Source organism: Serratia sp. (in: enterobacteria) (assembly GCF_051654945.1).
Taxonomy (GTDB): Bacteria; Pseudomonadota; Gammaproteobacteria; order Enterobacterales; family Enterobacteriaceae; genus Chania.
Window position 1 is genome coordinate 181,330 of sequence record NZ_JBOFZA010000118.1, and the last position, 13,031, is coordinate 194,360.

Annotated in this window: 14 protein-coding genes; 2 read left to right on the forward strand and 12 right to left on the reverse strand. The window is 56.3% G+C overall.

All coding sequences use genetic code 11. The features are described from left to right. Positions 1-6: 6 nt before the first annotated feature. From ACRDCA_RS26175 to fabB, 3 genes are all read right to left on the reverse strand, one after another. Entirely contained in the window at positions 7-327 is a 321-nt protein-coding gene (locus ACRDCA_RS26175; protein WP_438692123.1) for a copper-binding protein, read from the reverse strand. A gap of 71 nt (positions 328-398) precedes the next feature. Then, the gene (locus ACRDCA_RS26180) at positions 399-827 is read right to left on the reverse strand and encodes a hypothetical protein (RefSeq protein ID WP_438692124.1); all 429 of its coding nucleotides are present in this window, start codon (positions 825-827) and stop codon (positions 399-401) included. A gap of 206 nt (positions 828-1,033) precedes the next feature. Continuing rightward, on the reverse strand, positions 1,034-2,248 hold the full coding sequence (gene fabB, locus ACRDCA_RS26185) for a beta-ketoacyl-ACP synthase I (protein WP_438692125.1): 1,215 nt from the start codon (positions 2,246-2,248) through the stop codon (positions 1,034-1,036). Between the two features lie 170 nt (positions 2,249-2,418). Between fabB and mnmC the strand changes: the two genes are divergently transcribed. Next, on the forward strand, positions 2,419-4,494 hold the full coding sequence (gene mnmC, locus ACRDCA_RS26190) for a bifunctional tRNA (5-methylaminomethyl-2-thiouridine)(34)-methyltransferase MnmD/FAD-dependent 5-carboxymethylaminomethyl-2-thiouridine(34) oxidoreductase MnmC (protein WP_438692126.1): 2,076 nt from the start codon (positions 2,419-2,421) through the stop codon (positions 4,492-4,494). A 236-nt stretch (positions 4,495-4,730) separates the two neighbouring features. On the opposite strand, the gene ACRDCA_RS26195 is transcribed toward mnmC, so the two are convergent. From ACRDCA_RS26195 to ACRDCA_RS26205, 3 genes are all read right to left on the reverse strand, one after another. Beyond that, positions 4,731-5,012 (reverse strand): YfcL family protein, encoded by a 282-nt coding sequence (locus tag ACRDCA_RS26195; RefSeq protein ID WP_438692127.1) that lies wholly within the window; start codon positions 5,010-5,012, stop codon positions 4,731-4,733. A 32-nt stretch (positions 5,013-5,044) separates the two neighbouring features. Then, complete coding sequence (locus ACRDCA_RS26200) at positions 5,045-5,590, reverse strand: elongation factor P hydroxylase (RefSeq protein WP_438692128.1); 546 nt, start codon at positions 5,588-5,590, stop codon at positions 5,045-5,047. 75 nt (positions 5,591-5,665) lie between these two features. After that, positions 5,666-6,466, reverse strand: a complete 801-nt coding sequence (locus ACRDCA_RS26205; protein ID WP_025120733.1) for a sulfite exporter TauE/SafE family protein — start codon at positions 6,464-6,466, stop codon at positions 5,666-5,668. A gap of 263 nt (positions 6,467-6,729) precedes the next feature. Here ACRDCA_RS26205 and ACRDCA_RS26210 point away from each other — a divergent pair, with 263 nt between their 5' ends. Beyond that, positions 6,730-7,470 (forward strand): aspartate/glutamate racemase family protein, encoded by a 741-nt coding sequence (locus tag ACRDCA_RS26210; RefSeq protein WP_438692129.1) that lies wholly within the window; start codon positions 6,730-6,732, stop codon positions 7,468-7,470. Here the strand turns inward: ACRDCA_RS26210 and hypT are convergent. The 6 genes from hypT to aroC form a co-directional block, all read right to left on the reverse strand. Continuing rightward, complete coding sequence (gene hypT, locus ACRDCA_RS26215; protein WP_438692130.1) at positions 7,456-8,370, reverse strand: hypochlorite stress DNA-binding transcriptional regulator HypT; 915 nt, start codon at positions 8,368-8,370, stop codon at positions 7,456-7,458. The genes ACRDCA_RS26210 and hypT overlap by 15 nt on opposite strands. Positions 8,371-8,474: 104 nt before the next feature. Continuing rightward, positions 8,475-9,638, reverse strand: coding sequence for a beta-aspartyl-peptidase (iadA, locus tag ACRDCA_RS26220; RefSeq protein ID WP_438692131.1), 1,164 nt, complete (start codon positions 9,636-9,638; stop codon positions 8,475-8,477). A gap of 10 nt (positions 9,639-9,648) precedes the next feature. Then, positions 9,649-10,113, reverse strand: a complete 465-nt coding sequence (locus ACRDCA_RS26225; RefSeq protein WP_438692132.1) for a YjiG family protein — start codon at positions 10,111-10,113, stop codon at positions 9,649-9,651. A 2-nt stretch (positions 10,114-10,115) separates the two neighbouring features. Next, positions 10,116-10,796 (reverse strand): nucleoside recognition domain-containing protein, encoded by a 681-nt coding sequence (locus ACRDCA_RS26230; protein ID WP_438692133.1) that lies wholly within the window; start codon positions 10,794-10,796, stop codon positions 10,116-10,118. Positions 10,797-11,103: 307 nt separating this feature from the next. Then, the gene (mepA, locus tag ACRDCA_RS26235; protein WP_438692134.1) at positions 11,104-11,931 is read right to left on the reverse strand and encodes a penicillin-insensitive murein endopeptidase; all 828 of its coding nucleotides are present in this window, start codon (positions 11,929-11,931) and stop codon (positions 11,104-11,106) included. A gap of 10 nt (positions 11,932-11,941) precedes the next feature. After that, the gene (gene aroC, locus ACRDCA_RS26240) at positions 11,942-13,027 is read right to left on the reverse strand and encodes a chorismate synthase (protein WP_438692135.1); all 1,086 of its coding nucleotides are present in this window, start codon (positions 13,025-13,027) and stop codon (positions 11,942-11,944) included. Positions 13,028-13,031: the final 4 nt, after the last annotated feature.

Here is a 13,031-nt window from a genome sequence, read left to right on the forward strand (position 1 = left end):
CCCCCGTTAGTCTTGGCTGGCGCGGATGGCGGTCAGTTGATAACCACCGTCAACCTGACGGAAGCTGAACTCCACCGCAGTTCCGGCAGCCAAGGCCGGCAGTGGCGGTTGGGGTTGCAGGAAATTCATGGTCATTGGCGGCCAGTTCAAAGCCGGAATAGCGGGATGGGCGAGCGACACTTTCTGTTCACCCCAGGCCTTAACGGTTCCCTTGGAGTGATAGACAGCCGCGTCTTGGGTGGCATGTTGGTGATGCTGCATCTCCTCGGCGGAGACGAAAGAAGAGAACAACAGGGAAATGAAAATAGCAGTAATCAGGTTACGCATAACGATAGCTCCATAAATTAGACAAACAACAATTCAAGTCGCCGTGCTGGACGGCAAAGCGATGGGTTTGGCTATTCACGGAAGCGGCAGAAGACGATCTCTGCCGGTGGGCCTGCTATCGGAGGGGTTTGCCAATCGAGGCGTGAGAGCTGAGCCTGGGGCTGCGGATCGGCAACCAACAGCTCACTGCTGGCGGGTAATACCGCCGCCAAGGCCAAGTTCCCGTGATCTTGCTGTGCCGAATCTGGCACGCAGTGCTTTTCACACAGTGGCCCTTCGGCCTGCATCATCTTATCGGCCTGCAGATCGGCGGCCTGCATATGCATCGTATGTTGCGTGGCAGGCGCGGCGCTGGTGAGTTGCAGATTGCAGTTATGGTTGGCGATCGCCAATTGACTGTTGAGCAGTAACCAGCAGACGGCCAATAGCCATACGCCGGCCCGCTTCTTGGCGAAGCGCAGACGATGCATAGATATTGAGATGGACGCCAAAGCCGACATGCAACAATTCCACAGTGAGAAACTGCGTCGAGTATATCGGCAGAAAACCGTGACAGGAACGGAATTTACATCCGCTGACAAAGCGGCCCAAGAACCTTCCTGTAAACGGAAAATTCTTTGATTTTAGTCAATTAGCCTCAGCGAAAAACAAAAAAATCGGGCACCGATTACGGTGCCCGATTGATAATACTATCACGCTCTAACGCTTACTTTTGCAGCTTACGCATTACCAGCGTGGCGTTGGTGCCGCCGAAACCGAAGCTGTTGGACATGACCGTGGTCAGCTCACGTTTGGTTGGTTCGGTGACGATATTCATGCCTGCCGCCTTCTCATCGAGGTTCTCGATGTTGATGCTTGGCGCGATGAAACCGTGCTCGACCATCAGCAGGCTATAAATCGCTTCCTGCACGCCCGCAGCACCCAGTGAGTGGCCGGTCATGGCTTTGGTAGAAGAGATCGCCGGGGTGTTATCGCCAAATACTTCACGAATAGCACCCAGTTCTTTCACGTCGCCCACTGGCGTAGAAGTGCCGTGTACGTTCATGTAGTCGATTGGGGTGTCTACGCCCTGCATCGCCATCTTCATGCAGCGCACCGCGCCTTCACCTGATGGAGCCACCATATCGGCACCGTCGGAAGTAGCACCGTAGCCGATGATTTCCGCATAGATATGTGCGCCACGAGCCAGAGCGTGCTCCAGTTCTTCAACCACGACCATGCCACCGCCGCCTGCGATAACGAAACCGTCACGCGCTGCGTCATAGGTACGGGAGGCTTTTTCTGGCGTGTCGTTGTAGCTGGTAGACAGTGCGCCCATGGCATCGAACTCGCAGGCCATTTCCCAGCACAGCTCTTCGCCGCCGCCAGCAAATACCACGTCCTGCTTGCCCAGTTGGATCAGCTCGACCGCGTGGCCGATACAGTGTGCAGACGTTGCGCAGGCAGAACTGATGGAGTAGTTCACACCGCGAATTTTGAATGGCGTTGCCAGGCAGGCAGACACGCCGGAAGCCATCGCCTTGGTCACCATGTAAGGGCCAACGCCGCGCAGGCCTTTGGCACGCATACCGTCAGAGCCGGCAACCTGGTTACGCGGTGAACCACCACCGGAACCGACCACCAGACCGGTGCGATCGTTGGAAACCTGATCGGCTGCCAGGCCGGAATCCTGAATCGCTTGCTCCATGGAAAGATAGGCATAAACCGACGCGTCGCTCATAAAGCGCATCACTTTACGGTCGATCAGACCGGTCGTGTCCAGTTTAACATCGCCCCATACGTGACTACGCATGCCGGAATCTTTCAGCTCCTGAGAGAAGGTGATCCCAGAGCGGCCTTCCTGCAGACTTGCCAGGACCTCCTGCTGGTTGTTACCAATGCTGGAGACAATTCCCAGGCCAGTAATCACTGCACGTTTCATTCGGTACCTCTTCCACAATTTTACATTCGGGATTTTGCATCGCACTTTAGCGTACAGATGTACGCCGAACAAGTCCGATCAGAACAATTTTGCATTATCTTTATCCAGTTTGCACCTCGGGGCTACCGCCGTTAAAATCGCCCTACCCCTTGAATTACGAGCAACCGACCGTGAGCAACGCCCCCATCCAAACCGCAGCGCTAAGCTGGAATGAACAGGGTACACCTGTTTCGAAACAGTTTGATGACGTCTATTTTTCCAACCAGGATGGGCTGGAGGAAACCCGTTATGTCTTTTTGGGGGCCAACCGGTTACCGCAACGTTTCAGCGATCACCCACGTCCCCTGTTTATTGTGGCAGAAACCGGCTTCGGCACCGGGCTGAATTTTTTGACCTTGTGGCAGGCCTTTGCCCGCTTTCGGCAGGCGACACCGGCGGCAAGTGTGCAGCGCCTGCATTTTATCAGCTTTGAGAAATACCCGTTGCAGTTGGCCGATCTGACGGCGGCCCATGCCCAATGGCCAGAACTGGCTCCCTTTGCCGAGGAGTTGCGCACCCAATGGCCTTTGCCGCTGCCGGGATGCCATCGCCTGCTGCTTGCCGAAGGGCAGATCACGCTCGATTTATGGTTCGGTGACGTTAATACCCTGCTGCCACAGTTTGATGCCAGCATGAACGACCAAATTGACGCCTGGTTCCTGGATGGTTTTGCACCGTCCAAAAACCCCGATATGTGGAGTGAGCCGCTATTTGCCACTATGGCGCGATTTGCCCGCCCAGGCGGCACTTTTGCCACCTTCACTGCCGCAGGCTTTGTCCGCCGAGGGTTACAGCAGGCCGGGTTTGAGGTCACCAGATGCAAAGGCTTTGGCCAGAAACGTGAGATGCTCACCGGCCAGCTCCCCGCCGACACCCCGGCAAGCGTCAATCCAGCCCCGTGGTTCCTGCGCCCCGCAGCAAAAAATACTGACGATATCGCCATCATTGGCGGTGGCGTTGCCAGCGCGCTCACCGCGTTGGCCTTATTACGCCGTGGGGCCAAGGTCACGCTGTATTGCGCTGATGCACAACCAGCCGAGGGTGCATCGGGCAATCGCCAGGGAGCACTGTATCCCTTGCTGAATGGTCGGGGCGACGCGCTGGAAAACTTCTTTAGCGCCGCCTTCCCCTTTGCCCGCCGCCAATACGATGCTCTGTTGCAACAACAGGTCGAATTCGATCACCAATGGTGCGGCGTCAGCCAATTGGCCTATGACGAGAAAAGCGCCGGCAAGATCGCCAAAATCCTGGCCGTTGCCTGGCCGGATATCCTGGCACAACCGGCCGATCGCGCAACACTGACTGCCATGTGTGGGATCGATACGGGGTTTGGTGGCATTCACTATTCACTCGGCGGTTGGCTGTGCCCCGCAGACCTGACGCGCTCCGCCATTGCCCTGGCCGAGCGATACGGGCTGGTTTGTCACTATAACCATACGCTCTCGGATCTGAGCCACAACGCCGAAAACTGGCAGCTGCATTTTGCCGAAGCTGAAATCCGCCAACACGCGACTGTGATCCTGGCTAACGGGCACCAGCTTTCTGCTTTGGCACCTGGCGCAGCATTGCCTGCGTATGCGGTGCGTGGCCAGGTTTCCCATATTCCCACTACACCAACGTTAAGTGAGCTAAAGCAGGTGCTGTGTTACGACGGCTATCTGACGCCAGTGAATCCCAACAACCAACAGCACTGCATTGGTGCCAGCTACCAGCGCGGCGAATCAGGCACGCAATACAGCCAGGCAGAGCAGGAGGAGAACCGCGAGCGTTTACTGCGTTGTTTACCAGAACAGAGCTGGCCGCAACAGGTGGATGTCAGTGGGCAACAGGCTCGCTGTGGCGTGCGTAGCGCTGCGCGGGACCATATGCCAATGGTTGGCGCAGTACCGGACTATCAAGCCACCCTGGCCCTGTACGGCGACCTACAGCGGCAACGCCAGCGCGGTGAAGAGATTGCCCCCGCACCGATGTACCCAGGATTGTTTATGATAGGGGCACTAGGCTCACGCGGCTTATGCTCGGCACCGCTGGCCGCAGAAATTCTGGCTGCGCAGCTATTTGGCGAACCCTTACCTGGGGATAGCAAGATGCTGGCAGCGTTGAACCCCAACCGCATGTGGGTCAGAAAGCTGCTGAAAGGAGGCGCCCCATCCCCTCACCCCAACCCTCTCCCACAGGGCGAGGGAGCTGATCGGTGTCGTGGGTAAGTCTGTGCGGCTTCGGAAAGTGAGGGGAATATCAGCAAGCTCGATCGCTCCCCTCGCCCTGTGGGAGAGGGAGCTGATCGGTGTCGTGAGTGAGTCTGTGCGGCTTCGGAAAGTGAGGGGAATATCAGCTGATCGGCGTTGTGGGTAAGTCTGTGCGGCTTCGGAAAGTGCCGGAATATCAGCGAGCTCGATCGATTCCCTCTCCCTATGGGAGAGGGTTAGGGTGAGGGCCAGGTTTATTCGGTGGGCAACGCGGTCTGATACAGTTTTTCCCACATGCCCAGCACCAGCACCTGATCCGGAGGGGAAAGTTCCCCTGCCTTGATGGCCTTGTCCAGGCTGCTCTCAACCCGGACCTTGAGTTGCTCGGCACTGTGTTCGTCGTGTTCTTCCATTTCTGCCACCGCCAGGGTCAGATGACCGCGCAGGTAGCCACCGGCAAACAGTTCATCATCGCTGGCGTGCTCTACCATGTCATCAATCAGCGCCAGAATGCGCGCTTCAAATTCTGCGATCATCAAATTTCCTCGTTAAAATACAGGTTCTGGCCTCAGAGATCTTCCGGGTAGGGAAAATGCTCGGCCGCCAGCGGAGGCGTATTGTAAAACGATTGCAGCGCCTGAATAAAGCGCGCAGGTCGTGTGGGTATTCCCCGCTCCAGCAATTCCAGCACCCGGGTGCGAACCTTACGCTGGAAACCGATGCGATCCGGCTCGCAGTCCCCGCTGAGATTGTCGCAGCTGACGTTGAACGGGAAACCGGCCGCGACGCAGAACATCCACTCCAGCGCCTGCGGATTGATCTCGACCACTTCAAATTCACTTTGCGTCTGAGCATCGCGCCCGTCCGGGCAATACCAGTAACCGAAGTCCACCAGCTTGCGGCGTTCGGCACCGGCGATGCACCAGTGGGAAATTTCATGCATGCCGCTGGCATAGTAGCCGTGTGCAAAGACGATGCGGTGATAGGGCAACTCATCATCGGCGGGCAGATAGATGGGTTCATCGTCGCCTTTGACCAGGCGGGTATTGAATTCATCGCTAAAGCACTGATTAAAAATTTCAATCAGTTGCGGATACTGGTGTGTGTCTGACATAAAAAACTCGAATAACCACAAAATTAAGGTGGCAATTATACCCGATATCGTTGAGCTTGCCGCGCTTTTGAGATGTTAAAAATGCAACGCCAACCACTGCTGGATTTCCGCGCCATGATTGTCGTACAGCAGTTTGCAGCTCATGATCAAGGAAACCACCACGATCATCGGCCGGATCAGCTTCTGGCCCTTGGTCAGCACCATGTGCGCCCCAAGGCGGGCACCGAACACCTGCCCCACCAACATTACCAACCCAAGGCTCCAAATCACTTTACCACCGATGATAAACAGCACCAGGCTGCCCAGATTGGAGGTAAAGTTCAGCACCTTGGCATGGGCGGTCGCCTTCGCCAGGTTAAAACCACACAGCGTCACATAGGCCAGGGCATAAAACGAACCGGCACCCGGGCCGAAGAAACCGTCGTAGAACCCGACGCAACCCCCGGCAACCAGGCCAAAGGGTAAAGCCGACAACCGGCGTTGGCGATCGCTTTCCCCCAGCCGTGGCGTCAGCAGGAAATAGACACCGATGCCAATCACCAACAGAGGCAGCATTTGGCGCAGGATATCGGCCCGCATATGCTGTACCAGGATCGCCCCGATCACCGAGCCCACCAGCGTCAGGAAGATGGTCAGCTTCTGGGTATTGAGATCGACGGCCCGACGGCGGACAAAATACAGGCTGGCGGAAAACGATCCGCCAACCGACTGCAATTTATTGGTCGCCAGCGCCTGCGTGGGGGGAACCCCCACGGCCAGCAGAGCCGGTACGGTCAGCAACCCACCACCACCCGCGATCGAATCGATAAACCCGGCGAACATTGCTACCAAAAACAGTATCCCGAGCAATTCGGGACCTAACACCAGCCCATCCATAAGTCGTCTGCCTGCAAGAGTGGAGCCATACCAGAGACCAATTGCTAGCAGATTTGCCTAGTTGGTTGGCACTCACGGATCTATCGGTTTTTCTTTGCCGCACACAGTACGCTTTAAACCGGCAAAAATAAACGCCCTGCCCACCCGTGGCCGGCTATGCATTTTACGCATTGACGCTAAGAAATCGGCATTTTTCTTTTAACTTCAGATTGATAGCTTGGAGGTATGGAACCCGTAGCCCGAATTGAAGAGAGCAAAATACGATGGAACACACCATTGGCATATTAGGCGGCATGGGCCCGGCCGCCACCGCCGATATGCTCAGCAAATTTGTCCATTTCCGCCATGCCCATCGAGATCAGCAACACATCCCGGTGATTGCCTGCTCGATCCCGGATATTCCCGATCGCAGTGCCTGTCTGTTGGCTGGAGGCCCTTCCCCTTATGACTATCTGGAGCGCTACCTGCATCTGCTGGAACACGCCGGAGCCGAATGCATCGTTATCCCCTGCAATACTGCACATTTCTGGTATGAGCGTCTGCATGCCGCCGCCAGCGCCGAGATGATCAGCATCCTGGATGCCACAATGAGTGAATTGCCACTCACCAGCAGAGCGGTAGGGCTGTTGGCAACGGATGCCACGCTGGCCACTGGCCTCTATCAGCAAAAGATTGAGCAACGGGGCTTGACCTTACTGGCCCCATCGGGAGCACGGCAACAAGCCGTGATGCAGGCGATTTATGCGTTAAAAGGCGGGGATGAAGCAAGGGCACAGACGCTGTTGTTCCCACAGATTGCGCACCTGATCGCAGCCGGGGCCGATACCTTGATTATGGGTTGTACCGAAATTCCCCTGGTGATTGGCAACCAGACCGCACGGTTTGACTGCCATTTTATCGACTCCACCGCCGCACTGGTCAGGGCAGCCATCCGCTGGTATGAAGGCAAGCAAGGGGAGCTCACCCCGCCAGCTGTTTGCCTGGCCACGTCAACCGTTGGCTGATGCAGTTTCGCATTCGAAGACCTGGCGCAAATCACGCCAGAAGCGTTCGGCGGTCTGGCTCATGCGGGTGTCCATCCGGTAGGCATAAGCATAAATCGGGATCACCAACTCGTTATCATCCAGGCAGATCAACCGCCCTTGTTCCAACTCCTGAGTGATTGCATAGGCCGGCAGCCAGGCCACGCCGGAGCCATCCAGCGCAACCTGCTTTAACAGCTCACTCATCGAAGAAACAAACACCGTGGAGAAGCTCAGGCTGGTCGATTTGGCCAACGCCCGATTGACCAGTCGCCCCATATAGGATGCCTGGCTGTAATTAAGCAGCGGGAAATCGGACTGTTGCAGGGAATAACGCGCCTGCCCTTGTGCATCACAGGCACACACAGGAAACAACGAGGACTCGAACAGCCGGATATGGGCAAAAGGCAATTGCAGCAGGTTTTCATCATGGTAGGACAGGATAAAATCACTCTGCCCTTCGCGCAATTTGTGAACTGCGCTATCGACATCAATCGCCTCAACCGCATAGGTAAAATGATCCGGCATCTGGCGCACCAGCGCAGGCAGCAACCCCAGAGACAACGAATGTGCGGCCGCTATCTTGATTTTATGCTGGATAAAATCGCTGCCGCCGCGCAGTTCGGTCAGATTACTTTCCAGCTGCTGCAACAGATTCCTGACCTGCGAGTGGAACACCTTGCCCTGCTCAGTCAGTTGCAACGGAGAGACAGCCCGGTTGAACAGCTTGACGCCCGCAGCCTGTTCCAACGCAATGATGCGACGGCTAAAGGCCGGTTGCGACACGTTACGCCGCACCGCCGCCTGCGAAAAGTTGCGGCACTCCTCTAGTGTCAGAAAGTCATATAGCCATTTGGTTTCTATATTTTGCACAATATGCATGGCGGATCCCGTTACCGCATCATCAGTGTGGTTATTCTACCTAGACAGGTAAAATAACCACCATCCTATCTGCACAACGATCCGCTATCTCCCAACCAGGAAAGCTATTCGAAGGTCCCCTTCACACAGGCTTTGCCGCCAACCACCATACAACGCCCACCGGCATAAACGCGTTCGAGGGTCAATTCAGGGGTCAACACGATAAAATCGGCATCTCTGCCAACGGCAATTTCCCCTTTATCCGACAGGCCGAGGAAAGCCGCCACGCTGCAGGTAAATGGCTCCAATGCCGCCGCCAGCGAATAGTCATAATGCTGTACCAGCGCTACCAGGGTTGCCAACAGGCTGGCAAATCCGGCGACGCCAATGCCGCTCAGATTACCTTTAGCATCAAACACTGGCTGGCTACCGTTACCGTCTGAACTGACCGTCAACTGCGACATTGGTACCCCTGCCTTGCGGGCCATATCGATGGCCTGAGCGGGGGCAATAGGTTGCGTAATGCCGCTGGTGATATCGATATGGCCGCCCTGACGCGCAAAAGCCAATGCCGCCTCAAATAACGCTTCGCTGCGGTTAACGTGAGTGGGCAACAGTTTGCCAATCGGCACGTCGCCGTTTTCCAGGATCCGGTACAGCGGTTCCAGCAGCTTATTACTGCTGCCCATATGGAACACGCTGATGCCCGCTTTGCCGCCCAGTAGCCCACCCACGCGGGCCTGCGCCGCCATATTGGCCAGAGTATGTTCATCGGGGGCCGATGAACGGTGATCTGATACGGCACATTTCACTCCGATCACCCGGTCGATCAAGGCAACGTCACGTTCAACGCTGCCGGTAATAGTGGGTGAAGGCAGCCGATAGGCACCGGTCAGCATATAGGCGGTGATCCCTTCTTCGTTCAAGGCCCGGGTCTTGGCCAGCAGGCTTTCCGGGTGCCGGGTTACCGCGTCGGTGCCTAGCAGCCCAATCGCGGTAGTAATGCCGGCTTCCACCAGACGTGAAAGAGCGACCTCTGGCGTCCGCGTTGTTGGCCCGGCTTCGCCACCGCCGCCAATCAGGTGTATATGCTGATCGATCAGACCCGGGCAAAGCAGTTGGCCATGTAGCTCGATCACTTCACAATCCGGCACAACATCGCTGGCGATATCAGGCGCGATGGCAATGATCTTCCCTCTGGCAATCAATACATCCTGAACGCCCAGATCTGCCGGGGCATAAAGGTGCGCTCCGCGCAAAAGCTTAAATTCCGCTGCTGAAAAATTCATCGTCAAATCCTTAGCTAACCAACAATTGCATCACCCAGATCGACAGCAATGCGTTCAGGATGCAGACCCCAATGATATGGGGATAATATTTGGCATTCACTTCCGCCGTACCCAGGCAACGACCGACGTTTTGTACCGGGTTCCCCATCAGATAGATAGCGGGCAACAGGACGGTAACATCATGGCCACTTAGCGTTCCCGCCGTCGCCAGGCTGGCTGCTACCCCAACCGCGCCCCCCATGCTCATCAACGAAGCCAACAGCACCGTGGCGGCAACACCAGGCAAACCCCAGACGGCCATCACCGGTTCACAAACCCGACCCACCAGATCCAACAGACCGGTGATCTTGAGCGCCTGAATAATCACAAACGCCATCACCACGTTAGGCAACAGGTTGGTAGTGGCAATGGTGAATCCGCGCCGCGCACCGTCAATAAACAGATCCATGACATTTTTTCTGACTTGAGTTGCCATGATTAATGCTCCTTATTAACAGCGCGGCGTTCAGAAACGGAAATAAATACCCGCAGGAAATTCGCTCCGACAAACTTGAATAACAGAATCACCACCAAAGGTAAGATCACCGAAGTTCCGAGAAAAGCGAATACCGCCACTCCGGAGGAAAAATAGTTGGTAATAATAGCGCTACCGCTGGTTTGATAAGCGGCGAACACTACCTTTTCCCCTTCGGTTATTTTCCCTTCCTGGCCCAGTTCTTTGGTCATCCCTGCCGCTGCATCGGTATTTTGCAGGTTGGCGATCAGCGCCAGCGAGCAGATACCAGGGATGCCCAGCAGGGGGCGCAGGATCGGCGTCATCAACTGTTGTGCCGCTCGCAGGCCGCCCAGGCCGTCGGTTATCGCGATGATCCCCAATGACAGGATCACCGAGGGCGTCAGTTCCAGAGCAAACAGAAAGCCATCTTTGGCCCCGGTACCGCCGGTACCCCGAAACGTCAGGTTAGCCTGACCGGCAACGCTATTCCCATGGCCAAAAGAACCGTTTAATACGGTAAAATCAAATACCCGCCACCAACCTTCGCTGCCGGCAAATATGCCAGAGAAAAACAATATCGTCAGAAAAAAGGAGAGATAGCCCGTCCAGGTGACCTTGGGTTCACCCACCGTTTCCGCTAATGCAGTATCCTGCTGCGCCATAGTTATTATCCCGTCTTAAAAAGTTTTTATCATGGTGCAGAAAATAGCTTTCTGCCCAGGCGTAGTTATTATTCGAAGTAACATCACCTGCTCTGCCAGCAAGTTTTTTGACCATAGCACGGGGGTGATTAGCGGGAAAAATGCAAGAATGTCATTCGCTATGCGTTTTATGCATAACTGTAGAGATGCTTAATTATGGGTGGATTAAAACAATAACGCCTCATTAAGAGGCGTTGATCACACGGCAATATTGCTGAATGGATGTTCAAGCGGGGCACCGTATGCTGCGCCCATCAAGTCAGGATCCTCAGCGGTTGGCGAAGTGGCTATCCAGCAGCGCCTGGCAGGTTGGCGGCAGCGGAGGCGGCTCCTTCTTCACCGGGTTGGCGTTCGGCTGATGCGGTTTGAACCAGCTGGCCAACTCGGCACCACAACCGTCACCTACCGGCGGTGCGTCCTGATCCAGACACTCCAGACTGCCCGCCGGGCAACGCAAGCGTACGTGCATGTGCGCACGATGGCCGAACCAGGGGCGAACCTTATGCAACCAGCCGCGATCGGCACCCGCGTCCTGACATAGACGCTGTTTGATCGCCGGGTTAACAAAGATCCGCGTTACTTCGCTGTCCTGCGCCGCCATCTTGATCAAGGATTCGATCTGCGGTTGCCACTGGCGATCCACCACCTGTTTACCGTCGCCAGACACCAGATCGATCGGCTGCGGCTTCAGGAGTTGCTGCGCGCTCCAACGTTGACGCGGCAGCTGCAACCAGATGTCCACGTCCAGGCCGGATTGATGGCTGGCATGGCCGCTGCTGAAGCGTCCACCGGCTGGCATCGCCATATCGCCGATCAACACCGTGCCCAGCGCTTTCTGGTTGGCCTGACTGCTCAAACGTTGAATAAACGCCAGCAAATCGGGATGACCAAAGTAGCGCCGTTGGTCGGTGCGCATCACCTGATAGTCCGGTGAGTTAAGCGGCAACGGGTGCGCTCCAATGATACAACCGTTGGCGAAACCGCCGACAGCTTGCGCAGTTCCGCTAACCGGGTGGTCGATCTTTTGCCACGGCGTGAGCGCCAAGGCGGAGCTGGAAGCGATCAACGCCACCACGCCGAACATCCATTTTTTCATCGCTATTCCCTTACCAGCGTGGCACATCGGAAATCACATCACCGTTTTGCGCACGCTGGCGCAGCAGATGATCCATCAGCACGATCGCCATCATCGCTTCGGCGATCGGTACCGCGCGGATCCCGACGCACGGATCGTGACGGCCACGGGTGACCATTTCCACCGCTTCACCCTGACGGTTGATCGTGCGGCCCGGCACCATGATGCTGGAAGTCGGCTTCAGCGCCAGATGCGCAATCACCGGCTGACCGCTGCTGATGCCACCAAGAATGCCGCCAGCGTGGTTGCTCTGGAAGCCCTCAGGGGTAATTTCATCGCGGTTTTCACTGCCACGCTTGGTCACCACGGCAAAGCCGTCGCCGATTTCCACGCCTTTGACCGCATTGATGCTCATCAGCGCATGGGCCAGATCGGCATCCAGACGGTCAAATACCGGTTCACCCAAGCCTACCGGGACGTTTTCCGCCACTACGGTCACTTTGGCACCAATGGAGTCGCCCTCTTTCTTCAGCGCGCGCATCAGTTCGTCCAGCGCTTCCAGCTTGTCCGGATCCGGGCAGAAGAACGGGTTCTGTTCCACCTGATCCCAATCTTTCAGCTCGCAGTTCACATCACCGATCTGTGCCAGATAGCCGCGCACCTGTACGCCAAACTTCTGGGCCAGATATTTTTTGGCAATAGCACCGGCGGCAACACGCATCGCGGTTTCACGCGCCGAAGAACGGCCACCACCACGATAATCACGCACGCCGTATTTCTGTTCGTAGGTGTAATCGGCATGACCTGGGCGGAACACATCCTTGATCGCGCCGTAATCTTGCGAACGCTGATCGGTGTTTTCGATCATCAGGCCGATGCTGGTGCCGGTAGTCACACCTTCAAACACCCCAGAAAGGATCCGCACCTGATCCGGCTCACGGCGCTGAGTGGTATAGCGCGAAGTGCCGGGGCGGCGACGATCGAGATCGTGCTGCAAATCGGCTTCTGTCAGCGGAATGCCCGGCGGCACACCGTCTACGATACATCCCAGCGCCACACCGTGAGATTCACCAAATGTGGTGACGCGGAAAAACTGCCCAATACTGTTCCCTGCCATCACG

Coding starts and splice junctions, on each gene's coding strand:
- ACRDCA_RS26175 (WP_438692123.1), bottom strand. CDS start 327: ATGCGTAACCTGATTACTGCTATTTTCATTTCCCTGTTGTTCTCTTCT.
- ACRDCA_RS26180 (WP_438692124.1), bottom strand. CDS start 827: ATGTCGGCTTTGGCGTCCATCTCAATATCTATGCATCGTCTGCGCTTC.
- fabB (WP_438692125.1), bottom strand. CDS start 2,248: ATGAAACGTGCAGTGATTACTGGCCTGGGAATTGTCTCCAGCATTGGT.
- ACRDCA_RS26195 (WP_438692127.1), bottom strand. CDS start 5,012: ATGATCGCAGAATTTGAAGCGCGCATTCTGGCGCTGATTGATGACATG.
- ACRDCA_RS26200 (WP_438692128.1), bottom strand. CDS start 5,590: ATGTCAGACACACACCAGTATCCGCAACTGATTGAAATTTTTAATCAG.
- ACRDCA_RS26205 (WP_025120733.1), bottom strand. CDS start 6,466: ATGGATGGGCTGGTGTTAGGTCCCGAATTGCTCGGGATACTGTTTTTG.
- ACRDCA_RS26210 (WP_438692129.1), top strand. CDS start 6,730: ATGGAACACACCATTGGCATATTAGGCGGCATGGGCCCGGCCGCCACC.
- hypT (WP_438692130.1), bottom strand. CDS start 8,370: ATGCATATTGTGCAAAATATAGAAACCAAATGGCTATATGACTTTCTG.
- iadA (WP_438692131.1), bottom strand. CDS start 9,638: ATGAATTTTTCAGCAGCGGAATTTAAGCTTTTGCGCGGAGCGCACCTT.
- ACRDCA_RS26225 (WP_438692132.1), bottom strand. CDS start 10,113: ATGGCAACTCAAGTCAGAAAAAATGTCATGGATCTGTTTATTGACGGT.
- ACRDCA_RS26230 (WP_438692133.1), bottom strand. CDS start 10,796: ATGGCGCAGCAGGATACTGCATTAGCGGAAACGGTGGGTGAACCCAAG.
- mepA (WP_438692134.1), bottom strand. CDS start 11,931: ATGAAAAAATGGATGTTCGGCGTGGTGGCGTTGATCGCTTCCAGCTCC.
- aroC (WP_438692135.1), bottom strand. CDS start 13,027: ATGGCAGGGAACAGTATTGGGCAGTTTTTCCGCGTCACCACATTTGGT.